Annotated in this window: 17 protein-coding genes and 2 pseudogenes; 16 read left to right on the top strand and 3 right to left on the bottom strand. The window is 66.8% G+C overall.

What is annotated here, in order from left to right; genetic code table 11:
- Nucleotides 1–89 precede the first annotated feature (89 nt).
- From D573_RS0108820 to D573_RS0108785, 8 genes and pseudogenes are all read left to right on the top strand, one after another.
- Nucleotides 90–326 (top strand): annotated as a pseudogene (locus tag D573_RS0108820) (EAL domain-containing protein); the annotation flags it as partial.
- A gap of 7 nt (nucleotides 327–333) precedes the next feature.
- On the top strand, nucleotides 334–1,107 hold the full coding sequence (locus D573_RS0108815; protein WP_026287937.1) for a hypothetical protein: 774 nt from the start codon (nucleotides 334–336) through the stop codon (nucleotides 1,105–1,107).
- Nucleotides 1,108–1,133: 26 nt separating this feature from the next.
- Nucleotides 1,134–2,159 carry a sensor domain-containing diguanylate cyclase gene (locus D573_RS0108810; RefSeq protein ID WP_018938128.1) on the top strand — a complete coding sequence of 342 codons (1,026 nt, stop codon included), beginning with the start codon at nucleotides 1,134–1,136 and terminating at the stop codon, nucleotides 2,157–2,159.
- Between the two features lie 77 nt (nucleotides 2,160–2,236).
- Nucleotides 2,237–2,854, top strand: coding sequence for a peroxiredoxin (locus tag D573_RS0108805; RefSeq protein WP_018938129.1), 618 nt, complete (start codon nucleotides 2,237–2,239; stop codon nucleotides 2,852–2,854).
- Nucleotides 2,855–2,884: 30 nt separating this feature from the next.
- Nucleotides 2,885–3,268, top strand: a complete 384-nt coding sequence (locus D573_RS0108800; protein WP_018938130.1) for a hypothetical protein — start codon at nucleotides 2,885–2,887, stop codon at nucleotides 3,266–3,268.
- Between the two features lie 144 nt (nucleotides 3,269–3,412).
- Nucleotides 3,413–5,890 (top strand): EAL domain-containing protein, encoded by a 2,478-nt coding sequence (locus D573_RS0108795; RefSeq protein ID WP_018938131.1) that lies wholly within the window; start codon nucleotides 3,413–3,415, stop codon nucleotides 5,888–5,890.
- 145 nt (nucleotides 5,891–6,035) lie between these two features.
- Nucleotides 6,036–6,320: an MliC family protein gene (locus tag D573_RS0108790; protein ID WP_018938132.1), complete on the top strand. Its 285-nt coding sequence runs from the start codon at nucleotides 6,036–6,038 to the stop codon at nucleotides 6,318–6,320.
- The gene (locus D573_RS0108785; protein ID WP_018938133.1) at nucleotides 6,317–7,354 is read left to right on the top strand and encodes a phosphotransferase; all 1,038 of its coding nucleotides are present in this window, start codon (nucleotides 6,317–6,319) and stop codon (nucleotides 7,352–7,354) included. Before D573_RS0108790 ends, D573_RS0108785 begins: the two co-directional genes overlap by 4 nt.
- 160 nt (nucleotides 7,355–7,514) lie before the next feature.
- Here the strand turns inward: D573_RS0108785 and D573_RS0108780 are convergent, their stop codons facing one another.
- On the bottom strand, nucleotides 7,515–8,408 hold the full coding sequence (locus tag D573_RS0108780) for a hypothetical protein (RefSeq protein WP_018938134.1): 894 nt from the start codon (nucleotides 8,406–8,408) through the stop codon (nucleotides 7,515–7,517).
- A 98-nt stretch (nucleotides 8,409–8,506) separates the two neighbouring features.
- Here D573_RS0108780 and D573_RS0108775 point away from each other — a divergent pair.
- The 4 genes and pseudogenes from D573_RS0108775 to D573_RS0108760 form a co-directional block, all read left to right on the top strand.
- Nucleotides 8,507–8,713: pseudogene (locus tag D573_RS0108775) on the top strand (PAS domain S-box protein); the annotation flags it as partial.
- Between the two features lie 145 nt (nucleotides 8,714–8,858).
- Nucleotides 8,859–9,485: a peptide-methionine (S)-S-oxide reductase MsrA gene (gene msrA, locus D573_RS0108770; protein WP_018938136.1), complete on the top strand. Its 627-nt coding sequence runs from the start codon at nucleotides 8,859–8,861 to the stop codon at nucleotides 9,483–9,485.
- 174 nt (nucleotides 9,486–9,659) lie between these two features.
- The gene (locus tag D573_RS0108765) at nucleotides 9,660–10,781 is read left to right on the top strand and encodes a flagellin (protein ID WP_018938137.1); all 1,122 of its coding nucleotides are present in this window, start codon (nucleotides 9,660–9,662) and stop codon (nucleotides 10,779–10,781) included.
- Between the two features lie 177 nt (nucleotides 10,782–10,958).
- Nucleotides 10,959–11,276, top strand: coding sequence for a hypothetical protein (locus D573_RS0108760; RefSeq protein ID WP_018938138.1), 318 nt, complete (start codon nucleotides 10,959–10,961; stop codon nucleotides 11,274–11,276).
- 33 nt (nucleotides 11,277–11,309) lie between these two features.
- On the opposite strand, the gene D573_RS0108755 is transcribed toward D573_RS0108760, so the two are convergent.
- Nucleotides 11,310–12,551 (bottom strand): HD-GYP domain-containing protein, encoded by a 1,242-nt coding sequence (locus tag D573_RS0108755; RefSeq protein WP_018938139.1) that lies wholly within the window; start codon nucleotides 12,549–12,551, stop codon nucleotides 11,310–11,312.
- Between the two features lie 144 nt (nucleotides 12,552–12,695).
- Here D573_RS0108755 and D573_RS0108750 point away from each other — a divergent pair, with 144 nt between their 5' ends.
- On the top strand, nucleotides 12,696–13,706 hold the full coding sequence (locus D573_RS0108750) for a TIGR00341 family protein (protein WP_018938140.1): 1,011 nt from the start codon (nucleotides 12,696–12,698) through the stop codon (nucleotides 13,704–13,706).
- 91 nt (nucleotides 13,707–13,797) lie between these two features.
- On the opposite strand, the gene D573_RS0108745 is transcribed toward D573_RS0108750, so the two are convergent.
- Nucleotides 13,798–14,490, bottom strand: coding sequence for a DUF4197 domain-containing protein (locus tag D573_RS0108745; protein WP_018938141.1), 693 nt, complete (start codon nucleotides 14,488–14,490; stop codon nucleotides 13,798–13,800).
- A gap of 106 nt (nucleotides 14,491–14,596) precedes the next feature.
- Between D573_RS0108745 and D573_RS0108740 the strand changes: the two genes are divergently transcribed.
- The 3 genes from D573_RS0108740 (at nucleotide 14,597) to D573_RS0108730 (ending at nucleotide 16,676) form a co-directional block, all read left to right on the top strand.
- On the top strand, nucleotides 14,597–15,661 hold the full coding sequence (locus D573_RS0108740; protein WP_018938142.1) for a triacylglycerol lipase: 1,065 nt from the start codon (nucleotides 14,597–14,599) through the stop codon (nucleotides 15,659–15,661).
- 103 nt (nucleotides 15,662–15,764) lie between these two features.
- Nucleotides 15,765–15,908, top strand: coding sequence for a hypothetical protein (locus tag D573_RS14690; RefSeq protein ID WP_018175713.1), 144 nt, complete (start codon nucleotides 15,765–15,767; stop codon nucleotides 15,906–15,908).
- 72 nt (nucleotides 15,909–15,980) lie between these two features.
- Nucleotides 15,981–16,676, top strand: a complete 696-nt coding sequence (locus D573_RS0108730) for an MOSC domain-containing protein (RefSeq protein ID WP_018938143.1) — start codon at nucleotides 15,981–15,983, stop codon at nucleotides 16,674–16,676.
- Nucleotides 16,677–16,922 lie beyond the last annotated feature (246 nt).

Below are 16,922 nucleotides of genomic sequence, written 5' to 3'. Positions count from 1 at the left end.
GCCGGACCCCATACCGTAAACCCAGCAGCGCTATCGCGCTGCCCGCTTGTATCCCCGCCCGAGTGGGCGAGGGTTTACGCGGATTTTTGCTAAAGATCGACAAATCCTTTACCGATGCCATCGCCCACGAGGCGGTGACCAGCAATGTCATCGCCCACATCATCGAGATGGCCCGCACCCTCAGGCTGCAGATCGTCGCCGAGGGCATCGAATCGGCCCACCAGGTCGAATGGCTGCGCGCGCAGGGCGTGGAAGGCGGACAGGGCTACCACTTCAGCCGCCCCCTGTCCGCCGAGGCCTTCCTTGACTGGTGCCGCCAACACTGAGGAGACCATATCCCAATCTTCGAACACCCGTCGCTCAGGCCACATCCTGGCGCTCCCCCTGTTGCTGTCCGCAATGGCCTCGGGCTGTGGCCTGTTGCCGGTGGAGCAGGATGCCCCGGCTCCCACTAGCGACCACCCCGCCTCCGAACCCGCCGCGCCGGAAACCGATACGGCGACGACCGAAGGCACCGATAACCGACCCGAAACAAATACGGTTACGGACGCAGCTTCAGCCGCAGATACGGATACGGACTCGGAAACCAGCTCAACGGAACCCACCGAACCGTCACTGGGCCTGCACATTACCCGATCGTCCAGCGCCGAAAGTGAACGACGCGCCATCCTGAGGGAACAGGGTCACGAGACCCTGAACCCCGGCCGCCTCGGTTACTACATGGACGTCCTGGGCGCCCGTCTGCGCCAGGAACTGGCGGGACAGTCCACCGAGATCGATCATCAGGATTCGGGCATCCGTGTGGCCCTGCCGGGAGGTGCGGACCAGGCCCGCGCACTGGACACGATCGGCCGGCTGCTCGACGAGTTTGGTGCCAGCCCGGTGACCGTCATCGCGCATGGCCCCGGCATCGAAGCAGTCGACGCCAACTCGGGGGGCGCAGAGGACGATGCAATGGCCGCGGGCCGCCACCTGGAGAACGCCGGGGTCGCCCCCGAACGCTTGGTGCTGCGCATCTTCGGCACCGCCAGCCCGGCCACGAACCTCGGTGACGAGGTACCCTCCCCTGGAATCGAACGGCTGATCCAGCCCCTCGCCGCCAGCTGAGACCCTGCAGAAGGACTTGATTCGCCATGAACACGACCACGGCCGCCGAGCCGGAGAACACGGGAACGGCACTGGGACCGGACATCGAATCACCCACCAACAGCCCCGAGATGGAGCCGGACAGCACTGTCTATCGCACGCTACTCGAATCCACCCGCGCCATCCCGTGGAAGATCGACTGGGCGACCATGCGCTTCACCTACATCGGCCCGCAGATCGAGGCGTTGCTGGGCTGGACGCCGGAAAGCTGGGTCAGCATCGACGACTGGGTGGAACGCATGCACCCCGACGACCGCGACTCGGTCGTCAACTTCTGCGTGACCCAGTCGAAGTCCGGGGTCGACCACGAGGCCGACTACCGCGCCCTGACCCGGGAGGGCCACTACATCTGGATCCGCGACGTCGTCCACGTGGTGCGCAAGGACGACGAGGTCGAGGCCCTGGTCGGCTTCATGTTCGACATCAGCGAACGCAAACAGCAGGAAGAGGAACTCCTGCGCATTAAAAGCGAACTGGAGACCCTCTCCTACAGCGACTCGCTGACCGCCATCGCCAACCGGCGCCAATTTGATCTGGTGCTGGAACGCGAGTGGGCGCATGCCCGGCGCGATCAGCGCCCGCTCGCCGTCATCATGCTCGACATCGACCACTTCAAGGAATACAACGACCGCTACGGGCACCCCGCCGGCGACGTCTGCCTGCAACGCATCGCGGCCTGCCTCGCCGGTGCCGTCAGCCGCCAGCAGGACCTGCTGGCGCGCCTGGGCGGCGAGGAATTCGTACTGGTCCTGCCGGACACCGACATCGATGCCGCCCACGCCCTGGCGCAACGCTGCCTGCAGCAGATCCGCGATGAGGCGATCGCTCACACGAGCTCCCGGATTGCCTCCACCCTGACCGCCAGCGCCGGGGTCGCCAGCATGATCCCCGACGACAGTGACAGTGACACCCAACTCGTCGAGGCCGCGGACCGCGCGCTCTACCAGGCCAAGCGCAGCGGTCGCGACCGGGTCACCATCGCCGCAGCCGACAACCCGCCGCCCGCGACCTGAACCAATACCCGCCGCAGCGATCTGAACGGAGTATCAGCGCCTCCCGCGCGCGAAGCCGACCGGTTGGGGGTTCCAAGATGCGTGTTTCAACCATCCTGCTGTTTGCATTGGCCCTTCTGCTCGGCAGTGCCCAGGCGGGAGACCTGCGTGTCGGCCAGCCGGCACCGGCCTTCGAACTCCCCGACCAGCACGGCGAGACCCACCGCCTGGCGGACTACGCAGACGGCTGGCTGGTGCTCTACTTCTACCCGAAAAATGAAACCCCTGGCTGCACCACCGAGGCCTGCAACTTCCGCGACGCCATGCACCGCCTGATCGCCCAGGATACGCAGATCCTGGGCGTCAGCATGGACAGCCAGGCCAGCCACCAGGCCTTCGCCGAGAAGTACGAGCTGCCGTTCTCGCTGCTGTCCGACCCGGATGGCGTCACCGTGCGCGACTACGGAGCCCTCTCCAATTTTCTCGTCGTACGCTTCGCCAAACGCCACAGTTTCATCATCGATCCGGATGGACGCCTCGCGAAGATCTACCGCGACGTCGACCCGGACGAGCATGTCTTCGAGGTCCTCGCCGACCTGCGCCAGCTGCGCGCGCAGGTCGGCGAGGACCCATCCAGATCCGTAATCCCAGCCGAATCCTGGCGTATGGTTCGCTTAGCCACGTGGAAAACGAGCGGGTTTCGGACCAGACTCTAGAAGTTCGGCACCCGGGAGGAAGAGACGGACATGACCAGCCTGCATAACCCCGCGCGGGAACCCACGCTCTACTATATTCTCGGCGTAGCCCTGCCCCCGGTGGGTGCGTATCGCTACGGCGCGGCCGCCCACAGTTGCGCCGCCCCCATCGCCATCGTCTGGGCCGCCGCGCTGGTTTCCCTCGCCTATGCGCTGCTGACCGGCCTGGCCGGAGTCTCCGTCTACGGAGGCTTCCCACTGGCGATCGGCCTGTTCCTGTGGGTGTTCGCCACGGTGTGGACCTTCCTGGTCGTGCGCAATGTCCACGCCGACACGTCGCTCACCGACCGCCAGATGCACGCACGCCGCGTCCGGCAGCAACAGGACGACCACGACCCGATGGATCAGCTCGACTCCCACGAGGACCCACGCTGACAGGCGCCGCCAACGTGTGCGCGGCAAAACGGCCGGTTAATCCTGTGTCCGAATTACGGTTTGCGCATTACCCCCCCCCAGCCAGACTCTTAGCAAGGCGATCGGCAGACTCAGCCATCGGATCGCGAGAAGCAGGGAGAGTGCATGAGCGATCCGTCCGGACTGGAGGTCCACTATCAGGATCTGGTGGAACACCACCCCTACATCATTATCTGCTATCGACCCGATACGACCATCTTCTACGCCAACCAGGCGGCCCACGACTACTTCGCAGCACCGCCCGACGGGCTGGTCGGACACCGCTGGATTCATGACCTGCCCGAAGACCGGCAACCGGAGAACCGCGCCGACCTGCTTCGCTTCACCCCCGAAGCCCCTGTGCGCGCCATCGAGAATCCCGTCCAGCGAGGCGATGGCTCCAATCGATGGGTCCGCTGGACCAGCCACGCCTTTTTCGACGACGGCGGCGAGATCACCCACTTCCAGACCCTCGGGATCGACGTTACCGACAGCAAGCAGGGCGAGCTTCTGCGCGAGAACCTGCTGGGGAGCCTGGCCGAGGGCGTATTCGGCATCGATTCCGACGGCAATTACACCTTCCTGAACCCTGCGGCCTGCGAACTGCTCGGGTTTGCCACGCAAGCCGAGGCCCTGGGCCGCAGTTCACATGAGCTGTCGCACCACAGCCGCCCCGACGGACAGGCCTTCCCGGCCACGGAATGCCCGGTCTACCGGGTCTTGCGCAGCGGCGACTCGCTCCAAGCCTGCGAGGAGTATTTCTGGAGTCGCGCGGGGCACGGATTTCCGGTACTCATCAATGCCGCCCCCCTGCGTGATGCCCGTGACCGGATCACCGGCGCCGTGATCTCGTTCCAGGACATCACCGAGCGCCAGGCCGCGCGCGAGGCACTGGAAAGGCGCGAGGCGGAACTGGAGGAGGCACAGCAGATCGCCCACCTGGGCAACTGGATCTCGGACTTCGACGCCGGGGGCATCCGCTGGTCCAACGAGGTCTTCCGCATCTTCGGCCTCGAATACGACCAATGGGGTGCCACCCACGAGTCCTTCATGCAGGCGGTTCACCCGGACGACCGCGAGCGGGTGCAGCGCGCGGTCGACGACGCCCTCACCCCCGGGGGTCCGGAATACGACATCGAGCACCGCATCGTCCGCCCCGATGGCTCGATCCGCATCGTCTACCAGCACGGGAGCGTGGACTTCGACACCCAGGGCCGGCCCCAGCGCATGGCCGGCGTGGTGCATGACATCACCGAGCGGCGCGAGGCGGAGCGCCGCCTGCAATTCATCACCTACCACGACGCCCTGACCGGCCTGCCCAACCGCACCCGCTTTGCCGAACGCGCCGACCAGGCCGTCGCCGATGCCGAACGCCTGGGGCGTCCGCTGGTGCTGGCGCACATCGGCCTGGATCGCTTCAAGAGCGTCAACGAAGGCATGGGCCAGGCCACCGGCGACGAGGTCCTGCAACACGTGGCCCGACGCCTGGAGAACCGCCTGCCGGTCGGTGGCGTACTGGCACGCCTGGGCGGCGACGAGTTCGGCGCCCTGCTCCCGGTGGAGGCCCCCGGCTCGGTCGGCGGCGCGGTGACCCGCCTGCTGGAGCCGCTGCGCCAGATCATCAAGGCCGGCGACCACGAGCTCTATGTCCCGGGTTCCGTCGGGGTCGCCGTGTATCCACACGACACCCAGGATGTACCCGACCTGATGCGCCGCGCCGAATCCGCGATGCACCAGGCCAAGCGCACCGAGGGCAATGCCATCGAGTTCTGTTCCGGCGAGCTCAACAACGACGTGCGGACGCGCGTCTCGCTGGAGGGCCAGCTGCGGCGTGCGGTCGATCACCAGGAAGGGTTCTTCCTCCACTACCAGCCGCGGGTGGCGGCCGGCAATGGCCGTATCGTCGGCGTCGAGGCCCTGCTGCGCTGGGAAGATGGAGCCGGCACGGTACATTCGCCGGGCGCCTTTATCCCGATCCTCGAGGAGACCGGGCTAATCGTGGAACTGGGCCATTGGATTCTGACCGAAGCCTGCCGTCAGTGTCGGGAATGGCATCAGGCTGGGCTGCCACCGGTCCGCGTGTCCGTCAATCTGGCCGCCCCCCAGTTTCGCGATCGTCAGATAGCGCACAGCATCGTTCGGGTATTGGAAAACACCCACCTGAGTGCAGACGCGCTGGAGCTGGAGGTCACCGAGAGCATGCTGATGGCCGATACCGATCAGGTCATCCGTACCCTGGGCCAATTCCGCGAGCGCGGGGTCCGGGTCGCCCTGGACGATTTCGGTACCGGGTACTCCTCACTGGCCTATCTGCGCCGCTTTCCGCTGGATGTGCTGAAAATCGACCGCTGCTTCATCGCGGACCTGGAGACCGAGTCGAGCGCGGCGGCCATCGTGCGCACCATTCTCAGCCTCGCGGACAACCTGGGCCTCGAATCCGTCGCCGAGGGCGTGGAAACCGAGGCGCAACAAGCCTTCCTGCAGGAGGCTGGTTGCCAGGCCCTGCAGGGCTTCCTGTTTGCCCGCCCGCAGGCCGCGGCCAACTTCGAACGGGTGCTGGCCCGATCCGCATCGACTGTCGCGTACCCTGACGACAGCGCCTGAATCGGCCCGGTCCACACGGCCCTGCATGGCCGGAACACCCTCGGCCATGCAGGGCCGCATGAAGTACCGGCCGCCCGGACGCTACGATAATCGATCGTCAACGGGAGACCACCGCGTGCGCCGAGCCATTATCCTTGCAGGAATCATGCTGATCGCCGGCTGCAGCGCCCTGCCGCGTGGCGATGACGCCCCACGCGAGGTGGCCTACATCTGCGCCTACGGCCCCGAGCTCACCGCCACCTTTGAGGGCGAGCAGGTCGTGCTGGCCTTCAACGGGGCCCGCGCGCGACTACAAGCCACCGAGACGGCCTATGGCGGGCGCTACGCCAATCCCACCGACGACATCGTTTTCTGGACCCGCGACGACGCCGCCATGCTCGAGATGCTGGGCGTGTTCTGGAGCTGCCGCGCCCTGCCCCCGCGCGGATGACGGACGCCCCCACCCGCTTCGTCCAGCAGACCACCGGTGCCCGCAAGGCGGTGCGTGACCACGTGATCCAGATCCTCTGGAGCGGTTATGGCGAGATCGTCCGCTACCGCCTCGAAGGCGCCGACGTGCCCACGGTGATCCTCAAGCACGTCGTCTTTCCCGGCAATCTGGACCATCCTCGCGGCTGGAACAACGACCGCTCGCATCAGCGCAAGGTGGGTTCCTATCAGGTCGAGATGGCCTGGTATCGCGACGGGTCCGGCCAGTGCGACGCCAGCAGCCGCGTACCCCGCTGCCTGGACACCGCCACCGTCGGGGACGAGCACCTCATCGTGCTGGAGGACCTCGACGCCGCCGGCTTCCCGCTGCGCAAGGAACATCTGACCCGGACCGAGGCCCGGCAGTGTCTGCGCTGGCTCGCCCGCTTCCACGCGCGCTTCATGGGGCGGGAGCCCGCAGGCCTCTGGCCCGAGGGCAGTTACTGGCATCTGGCCACGCGCCCGAACGAATGGGCCGCCATCGAGGACCCGGCGATTCGCGAGACGGCAGCGGCCCTCGACGCCGCCCTGACCGGCGCCCGCTACCGCAGCTTCGTCCATGGCGATGCCAAGGTCGCCAACTTCTGCTTTGCGCCGCAGGGCGATGCCGTCGCAGCCGTGGATTTCCAGTACGTCGGAGGCGGTTGCGGCATGCGCGATGTGGCCTATCTCCTCGGAAGCGGCCTCGACGAACACGAACAGGAGACCTGGGAGGCCGGACTGCTGGAAGACTACTTCCAAGCGCTGCGCGAGGCCCTGAACGAACATGGCAAGGGCGCGGAAGCCGACGCCATCGAGCACGAGTGGCGTGCGCTGTTTCCCATTGCCCAGGCCGACTTCTACCGCTTCCTGGTCGGCTGGATGCCGGATCACTGGAAGATCCACGACTACAGCCGCGGCACGGCACTGGCCGTGGTCCGGCGCCTTCAGGAAGGTGGCTTGCCCGGCATCCCATCGGGGACGGATTCGAGCGCTTCCGCAACCTCCAGCCAGTAGGGCTCGGCCGCACAGCTACCCCACGAGCAATCTGCGTCCGCCGGCGCATCCGGGGCCGGGGCCTCGGGGTCATTCGGGATCGGCAAGTCGGCCGTGGTTCGGGCCTTGGGTCGGCTCACTTCGTTCATGGCGGGCCGATGATGGCATACCCGAACAGCCCTTACGGGGCGGCAGCGTCAGCCGCGGCGGCCGCCGCCGCCCCCGAGAAACCGGGCCCACGGACATCCGCGGTCGCCCAGCCGCGCCCGCTGTCCCGACCGGTCACCCACCACTCGTGCACGAATAGCCGCAATGGCCCGCGCACCCGTTCTTCGAAGCGCGTGGGCAGGGTGTACCCCTCGATCTCCGCATACTCCAGGAAGGTCGTATCCACGTGGGCACCCTGGGTTGGGCCAAAGCCGTTCAGGGTGACATGCACGCGATAAAGCAGGTCGGTTTCGGGGTGGATCCACATCACCACCCGGTCTTCGTCCGCCTCGCCGAACCCCGGCTCGATGGTGGCCAGTACCCGGCGGTAGTTCACACCGCCCTCGCGCTGGTCCGCCAGCCGCTCCATGGCGGTCGCCCGGTGTTTGACGAAGCTCGGACCGTAGTGGAACAGCTCGCCGGCGTCCGTGGTCATCGCGCTGGCGCGAATCCGGTCGCGGTCCGAACTGCGCTCGCCATCGTAATACAAGCGGAATTCGTCACCGTGGCGAAAGACGCTCTTCGTGCCCTCGGGACCGGTGTAGTGGACCGCATACACATCATCGGCGGGGCGATAACGCTCTTCGCCCTGGCCGCGGTATTTGCCGTCGGCCACCAGCGGCTGGAGGCGCTGGATCATGCGCCCCCACTCGCCATCGGTCGCCTGGTTCAGATCGCCCGGGTATTTGCGCAGGTCCCCGCCGTGGGCCGCAAGCGTTCGCTGAAACAGGGCCTCCGCGCTCAGTCCGTCGTCGAATTCCGGATCCGGACCGGGCTGCGGGAAGGTCCCCCCACACCCGGCCAACAGGACCGAGAATCCCAGCCAGAAGGCGGCGGCTGGCACCCCGATTTTTGCCCAATTACCCATTGCATCGCTCCTAACAGGAAACCTCTGTACTGATCTTGTACAGCTCATGTACATTGTTCTCAACGGCCCCTACCGTAACCTGTCTCACGGAGCTCGCCATGCTCTCCAGCCCCGCCGCTTCGCCGACTGCCCATCCTGCTACGGGAACCGCCGACACGGCCGTGCTCGACGCGATTCGGGAGGCCGTCGCCTACATCGAGTTCACCCCGCGCGGCCAGATCCTCGCGACCAACAAGCTCTTCCTCAAGACAGTAGGCCACTCCCGCGAGGAAGTCATCGGCCAGCACCACCGGATGTTCTGTAGCGGCGCCAACTTCGTGGTCGAGTCCATATCCTCCATCCCTCGCGATGACCAGTAGGGACTGACCCCAACGTCCGCATCTGCCGGGCCGGGCACCTTAAGCGCGGGCCGAGGTCTGACGATCGGCTCGCATGCATTCGTGAGGCATCATGTCCTTCGCTCGCACACTCTGGCTTGCCGCCCTGCTCCTGTTCTCGGCGCCGGCCCTGACGCAGGCCGACGAGCCCAAACAGGCGGTGCTGGCCGGCGGTTGTTTCTGGTCCATGCAGGCACCCTTCGATGCGCTGGAAGGCGTGCTTGAAACCGAGCTCGGCTACACCGGAGGCCATACCCTCGATCCCGGGTACTGGCAGGTGGTCACCGGGCGCACCGGCCACGTCGAGGCCGTGCGTATCCTCTTCGACCCCGAGCGCATCGACTTCAGCGAGATCCTGGAGACCTTCTGGCGCAGCATTGACCCGCTGGATCCGCACGGGCAGTTCTGTGATCGCGGGCCCCACTATCGAACCGCCATCTTTCCGCAGGATGCCGCCCAGCGCGCCATCGCCGAAGCCTCAAGGGCCGAGCTGAACCGCTCGGGCCGCTTCGACCAACCGGTGGTGACGCGCATACGGGACGCTGCACCCTTCTATCGCGCCGAGGACGAACACCAGAACTACTACCGCAGCCACCCGGAACGCTACGCCGACTACGTGGCCAATTGTGGCCGGGAGGAACGCCTGCACGCGCTATGGGGCACACCGAACAGGTCGGAACCCGACGCCACCCGACCGTAACGGCACACCCGACGGGCCCGGGCCATCATGGAGCGGGATCGGGCGACCCAACCCTAAAGTTCGGCTCAAGACAGCCGTTAACGCCCTGTAGCTGGTGAATTCCGGCTGCATGATCCCGTCGGCATGGCACCGGGTACAGGTCGGTCCGGTGACGGGCCGCGAGACCCGACAATAATGTCTCAGGTGATCAACACGAATCTCCTGTCGCTGAACGCCCAGCGCAACCTGCGCCTTTCTCAGGGTGCGTTGCAGGTTGCCCTGCAACGCCTGGCCTCCGGGCGCCGCATCAACTCGGCGCGCGACGATGCCGCCGGACTGGCCATCAGCGAACGCTTCACCACCCAGGTTCGCGGCCTCAACCAGGCCATGCGCAACGCGCAGGATGGCATCGCGTTGACCCGCACCGCCGAGGGCGCGCTCGGCTCCATGAGCGGCAACCTGCAACGGATACGCGAACTGGCCCTGCAGGCCGCCAACGGCACCCTCTCCGCATCTGACCGTCAGGCCGTCAACCGCGAGGCCCAGCAATTGCTGGCGGAGACCGACCGGGTGGTCACCCAGACCACCTTCAACGGCCGCACCCTGCTAGATGGCAGCGCCGCCACCGCCTTCTTCCAGGTCGGCGCCAACGCCGGGCAGACCCTGGCGGTGGATCTCGGCGACGGCATGCGCACGCGTCAGCTCGGTGCGGTCGCGATCAGTCGTTCCGGTGACCTGGCGGCATTGTTTGCCAACGGCCCGTTCACGGTCTCCGGCGACTTCCAGATCCGCATCGGCGACGGGCCAGAGATCGGTGTGCCCGACGGCGACTACGACTCGGCCGCGGCACTGGCCATCGCCATCAATCGCGAGCTCGGAGGCCCAAGCCGCGCCTCCGCCACCCTCGACGGCCGCCTGGACATCACCGCACGCAAGACCATCACCATCAGCGGCAACGCCGGTCTCGATGTGCTGGGCATGCCGGCCACCCGCGCCGTGGACGGAAGTCTCGCCACGCTCAACCTCGACACCGCGCAGGGCGCCAGCGACGCCCTCGCCCGCCTGGACAATGCACTGGACCAGATCAGCGCCCGCCGCAGCCGCCTGGGTGCGGTGCAAAACCGCCTGGAATCCATCATCGACAATCTCGGCATCGGCAGCGAAAACCTCCAGGCGGCGCGCAGCCGCATCCTCGATGCCGACTACGCCGCCGAGGTCGCCGCCCTGATCCGTGCCCAAATCCTCCAGCAGGCCGGCGTCGCCATTCTTGCCCAGGCCAACCTAGCACCCCAGCTCGTCCTTCGCCTGTTCGGGTAGGGAGACGCGGCTCCATGTAACCCTTGCTTTCCTTCTGGTTTTGACATAAAAAACAGCAATGGCAGGGCACAAGGATCAAAAAATGGCCCTTAATTGCCACTTCCGGTCCGATAACGCAGGAAAGCCGCACAGCCCGGGAACCGCCAAGTTAATCGCTTACGGCATGGAGGTCCTGCCATGAACACTCGATTCTCGCTCTCCGTACTGATCCTCGCTCTCTCGCTAACGCTGGCCCTGACCGGCTGCGCCACCACCTCTCACGCGACTACCCCCGAGGCGCGCGCTTCCGAAGACGCGCTATCCCACATCCTGTTCGACTACGATGCAGACGCCTTCACGGCCTACAACATGCGCCGCAGCGGCAGAGTCGACATCACCTTCGCACGGGATGTCCCGGATGGCCTGTATAGCGAAATGATGGACGACCTGCGCGCCCACCCGGACATTCGCAGCGTCCGCTCGGCGCGCACAGGACCCGCCTGCGGCCTGTTCTGACGACCCGCCACCGGCGGCGGCGAAGCGTCTCCTTTATCCGTTGCCGGCGGGCAGACCGGACCACAGCTCATCCAGGTCCGGGAACGGCCATGCCGTGGGGTCCTCGCGCCCGGCAATAGCCTCCTGAACGTGCGTCGCCGAGAGGTCCACGACCTTCGGGGGAATCCGGCACCCCGAGCTGGTTGAGTAAAAGATCTTCACGACCGGCTTGAGCAGCGAACCGGCGGACTGGTCGACGACTACAGCAAGGCGTCCGGATTCCAGGCGCACCAGGGACCCCACGGGGTAAATCCCCAGGCTCTTCACGAACGCCTGGAAGACGGTCGGATCGAAATGGCCGTTCGCCCATTCGGCCATCCTGCGGATGGAGTCGCCCGGGTCCCAGCCCGCCTTGTAAGGGCGATTCGACGTAATCGCGTCATAGACATCGCAGACCGCGCCCATCTTCGCGTACAGGGTAATCTGATCCCCTGTCAGCCCCTCGGGATATCCCGAACCATCCATCTTCTCGTGGTGATGCAGACAGACATCCAGGGTGATCGGGTGGAGCTCTTCTTCGGCGGCCTGCAGGATGCGGCGCCCTTCCTCCGGATGGCGCTTCATTACGGCAAACTCCTCGGCGGTCAGCTTGCCCGGCTTGTTGAGCACATCCAGCGGCATCGCGGCCTTGCCGATGTCGTGCATCAGCCCCGCCTCCCCGGCCGCCAGCACCGCGGCGTCCTCCAGTCCCAGTTCGCGGCCCAGCGCCACCATCAGCGCGCACACCGCCACCGAATGCATGTAGGTGTAGTCGTCGGCGTTCTTCAGGCGCGCCAGGCTGACCAGGGCACGGGAGTTGCGGGTCACGGAGTCGGTGATCTCCTCGACCACCTTGCGCGCCAGTTCGGTGTCCACTGCGCGCCCCATGCGTGCCTCGCCGAAGATCGAGGTCATCGCCTGCCGCGACTTCCGGCAGATGGTCGCCGCCCGTTCCAGCTCCTCCCGGGTGGATGCGGGCTCCCGATCGCGCCCGGCATCCGGGACCGACTCCAGCGCCGCCTGCACCTCGGCATCCCGTTCCGCCGGCGTCATGGCGGTCTCCGCACCCTCCACGTCCCGCCCCCTGGTGGTGTCGATCCAGACCTCGCGGATACGGCTTTCACGCAGGATCGCGAGATCCTTCGCATCGTCCAGCAGGAAGCGCGTGCGCCAGAAGGGATGCTCCATCCACGAGCCACAAAGTTCCCGGATGTACATTCCCTCGACGACATGTTCCAACTTGATCTTCTTCAGCATTCGGGTCCCGGGATCGCGCTGGCAGGCCGAGGCCGCGCCTCGGAGTGCGGATTATCGCGGCAGCCCCGAACCACCACAACTCACGCCTAACGGCAGCTAACGAGGAGCCTTGCTACCATGCGGCCAGCCGCAGGGAGAGGGATCATGAGCAGCAAGATCATCGAAGTGGTAGGGCCCGCCGGGCACATCGATACCGTGCTCGGCATCGCCGAAGGGCTGGCGGTCGATGTGCTCTGGCACGGCGTGGACGAAAACCGCGACCGCATGGCGGTGCACATGCTGGTCAGCACCGAATTCCGTCAACACCTGATCGACGATCTCTACCGCGTGCTCGGGTTCTCCGAAACGGCCCGCATCCTGGTCCTGCCCGTGGAGGCCGTGCTGCCAGATCCCTTTCAGGAGCCGAAAGAGGAAGACGCGGACAAGGAACAGGCGCGCCGGAAGGGCCGGGCCGTGTCACGCGAGGAACTCTACACCAACGTCGCAGGCGGTGCGGACCTGACCGGCCAGTTCATGCTCCTGACCGTGCTGTCCACCATCGTCGCGGCGATTGGCCTGCTGGAGAACAACGTGGCCGTAGTCATCGGCGCGATGGTGATCGCGCCCCTGCTGGGACCGAACCTCGCGCTGGCGCTTGGCACCTCCATGGCTGACACCGGCCTGATCGGCCGCGCGTTGCGTACCAACGCGGTCGGGTTGGGCGGCGCCATCCTGATCGGCATGGTCCTCGCCCTGGTCATGTCCGTGGATGTCGGTGCCCGCGAACTGCAGATGCGCACCGAGGTCGGGCTCGACTCGGTCGCCCTGGCACTCGCCTCCGGGGCCGCTGCCGTGCTGTCGCTGACGACCGGCCTGCCCACCGTGCTGGTGGGCGTGATGGTCGCCGTGGCACTGCTCCCGCCCGCCGCCACGGTGGGGATCATGCTCGGCTCCGGCGAATTCTCCGCTGCGTACATGGCGGCATTGCTGCTGGCCGTGAACGTGGTCTGCGTGAATCTCTCGGCCAAGCTCGTCTTCCTCTACCAGGGGGTGCGACCGCGCGGCCGCGCCCAGCAGACCGCCGCCGCACAAAGCATGGTCGGCTACCTCATCCTGTGGGCTATCACCCTGGCCCTGCTGGTTTTCCTGATCCTCGAAGCCGAAGTCACCCTGTAGGCCCGTCACCCCCAACCGGTCGTTGCGGAACCTCCCACGCACTGGACCCGCTTCCAGTCCCCATCGACGGCGGCTGTCCGGACGCAGTGCGCTACTGACCGAAATAGTCGCGCAAGAGCTGGGTCGTGCGGGCGGCCGGGTCCTCGCGGATGCGACGCTCCTCGTCCGCGAGGATGGTAAACAGGCCATCCAGGGCGTGATCGGTCACGTAGCGATCCAGATCGACGTCCAGCCCCGACAGGCCCGGAATGCGGCCCGCCGCGTCGCGCAGCGGCTGGTACACCCGATAGACGTCGGCCCGCTCCATCTGCTCCTGCACAATCGGCATGTAGCGCTCGCGCAGGGTGGACTCCGACGCATCGCGCAGATACTGCGTGGCGGCATCATCGGCCCCGCGCAGCACCCCATACACGTCCTCCGGCCGCATCCCGCGGATGGCGCTGACAAACACCGAAACGGCCTCCTGCGCTGCGGACTCCGCCGCACGATTCATCCGCCGCTCCAGATCGTCCACCTGGCTGGCAAACCCGACGCGCCGCAGCGTATCGCCGGCCTGCTCCAGCTCCGGCGGAAGACCGATGCGGATCAACGCGTTGCCCCAGTAGCCATCCTCGCGGCCGGTCCGCTCCACCGTGCGCTCGGTGCCCACCCGCAAGGCCTCGCGGATCGCCTCCTCGGCACGATCATCACCCCCATCGAGGCCGAAGTCGCGGACATCCAGTCCGGCGCACGCGGTCAGCAAGAGGGGGACCAGAAGCCAGGGGAGCAAGTACGCGCGTCGCATGTCGAAACTTCCATGAGGGACTTCCCGCCATGATACACAGGGCATCCAATCGCCCGTGCCGGGCCCTACTTGCCGTAGCGCTCGGCTTGTCCGATGGTGATCGTCCATGAATGCCAGCCGTCCCGATTCGAACCGGCGCCGCCGGCGCCTCGGCGCCTTCCTGTTCCTGGTGGGCGTGCCCCTGCTCGCCCTGGCCATCTGGGTCGGCTGGGCCGAGCAGAACCCGGAACAGGAGCGCGAGCTGCGCGTCGAAGTCCAGGACCGCCTGCACGAATGGTTCCCCGAGACCATGGAGCTGCCCGACGATCTGCAGGGCTTCCTGCCGCGTTCGGACCGGTTCGATGACGAGCGCCCGCCGGACGTCCTGCTGCTGCACGGACTGGACGAGCCCGGCGATATCTGGGACGCCCTGGCGCCCGCGCTGGACGACGCCGGAATCAATGGCTGGGAATTCCGCTATCCCAACGACCAGGCCATCGACCACAGTGCGGACCTGCTGGCGGAACACTGGGCGCAGCTCGAAGGCGACGACCCGCTGGTCCTGCTTGGCCACAGCATGGGGGGTCTGGTGATCCGCGATTTCGTGACGCGCTACCGGCATCCGGAGGATGCGACCCCACGTGTCGGGGGGCGCCCCGTCGCCGGCGTAATCCTGGTGGCCACCCCCAATCATGGCTCCGAGTGGGCCCGGCTGCGGGTCTGGCTGGAGGTACGCGAGTGGCTGGCCGACATCCAGCAGCAGCGCTTCTCGCTGTTTGCCGGCCTGCGCGACGGCACCGGCGCGGCCAAGATCGACCTGCGCCCGGGCAGCCACTTCCTGGCCGAACTCAACGCACGCCCCTGGCCGGACGACATACCGGTCCGCATCATCGGCGGAAAACTGCCCGAACCCACGCCCGCCATGCGCGAGAGTCTCGCCGCGCTGAACGAACAGATCGACCTCGAGGCGGTGGCCGGGCGCATCAGCGAATGGTGGGAGCAGACCGACGACGAACTGGGCGACGGCGTGGTGCCGGTCGAATCCCTGCACCTGGACGGGCATCCGGACCCGCTGATCCTCGAGGCCTCGCATCGTGGGCTGCTGGTACCCGGCCCGCTGACGGACGAGCCCCCGGCCATCGACGCGATCCTGGAGATCCTCGACCACTGGCACCACGGCCCCGACACGTGAGACCCGCCACCAAGCGACCACGCCGGCCGCACGCCGCGCCACCCTGCGGGCGGTCACCCGGTGTCCGCGCGGAACCTGGGTCCGCATCGCGGTTCTCAAGGGAATGGACATCCCGCTGCTCGTCATTGGCGCGTTGCTCGTCGCCAGCCTGACCGCCTTCTTCTCCGGCGTACTGCCCTATCCCATTGGCTGGATCATCCTGGGTATCGCCTTTATCGCCCGCCTGCTGTATCTGCGCGGGCGCTGAGCGAGCCGTCGTCCCCCGGATGCGGACTTGTTGTATCGTCGAGACTCCGCGCCAGCCCGGGAGTGCCCCTGCATGACCACCACCCGACTCATCGGCATCTACACCGGCCGCGTAACCGCGGACTACGCCAGGGGCCGCGCCAGCGCCATCGACAAGCAGCCTGTGGAAGGCCCAGTCGTGCTGGGCCCCCTCGGCCTGGCCGGTGACGAACAGGCGGACCCGGAAAACCACGGCGGCGCGGAGCGCGCCCTGCTCCACTACAGCCTCGATCGGTACGCCGGGTGGCAGGAGCAGTACCCCGATCGCGCCACCCGCTTCGTGCCCCCCGGCTTTGGCGAAAACCTGGCCAGCCACGGCATGGACGAACACAGCGTGCACATCGGCGACATCTATCGCATCGGCACCGCCCGGGTACAGGTCAGCCAGCCCCGTACCCCGTGCTGGAAGCTCGACGCCCGCTTCGACGTCCCGGGCCTCGCGCGCGACGTCCAGGAAACCGGGCGCTGCGGCTGGTTCTACCGCGTACTGGAACCAGGCACCCTCACCGCGGGCGACACGATCGAACGGCTCGAACGCCAGCCCGAAAGCCTCAGCATCGCTGCCGCAATGGCCGCGGTCTATCGGCGCCGGAATCACCAGCACCTGCAGCAACTCGCTGATTGCGAGACCCTGGCTCCCAACTGGCGCGAGAAGGCCCGGAGAAAGCTGCGCCGCGCACCTGATGCCAGCAGCCAGCAGCGCCTCGCCGGTGAGCCCGCCAAACGCTAATCCGCCCCCTGCCAAACGGGAGAACACGCGTCCCGCCCGCGCACGCCGTTGCGGAAAATCGTGCTTCGGCGGCGACGTAGGTCTCGTTCCGACCCCTCAAGCACCGCGACCATCCGCTCGAGCGATGTGACGCCTACGGTCGGAAGAAGCCCCAACCGCTTGTAGCGGCAAAACCCTCGGGTGCCATGGCCCCGTGCTCCGCCCAGCGCGAATGAAGCCGGGCGCCCGGCACAAGCAATTCGACCC

This window comes from Thioalkalivibrio sp. AKL9, from assembly GCF_000377825.1.
Taxonomy (GTDB): Bacteria; Pseudomonadota; Gammaproteobacteria; order Ectothiorhodospirales; family Ectothiorhodospiraceae; genus Thioalkalivibrio; species Thioalkalivibrio versutus.
The sequence above is the reverse complement of the archived record's forward strand: the minus strand, read 5'-3'. Positions and strand labels throughout refer to the sequence as shown.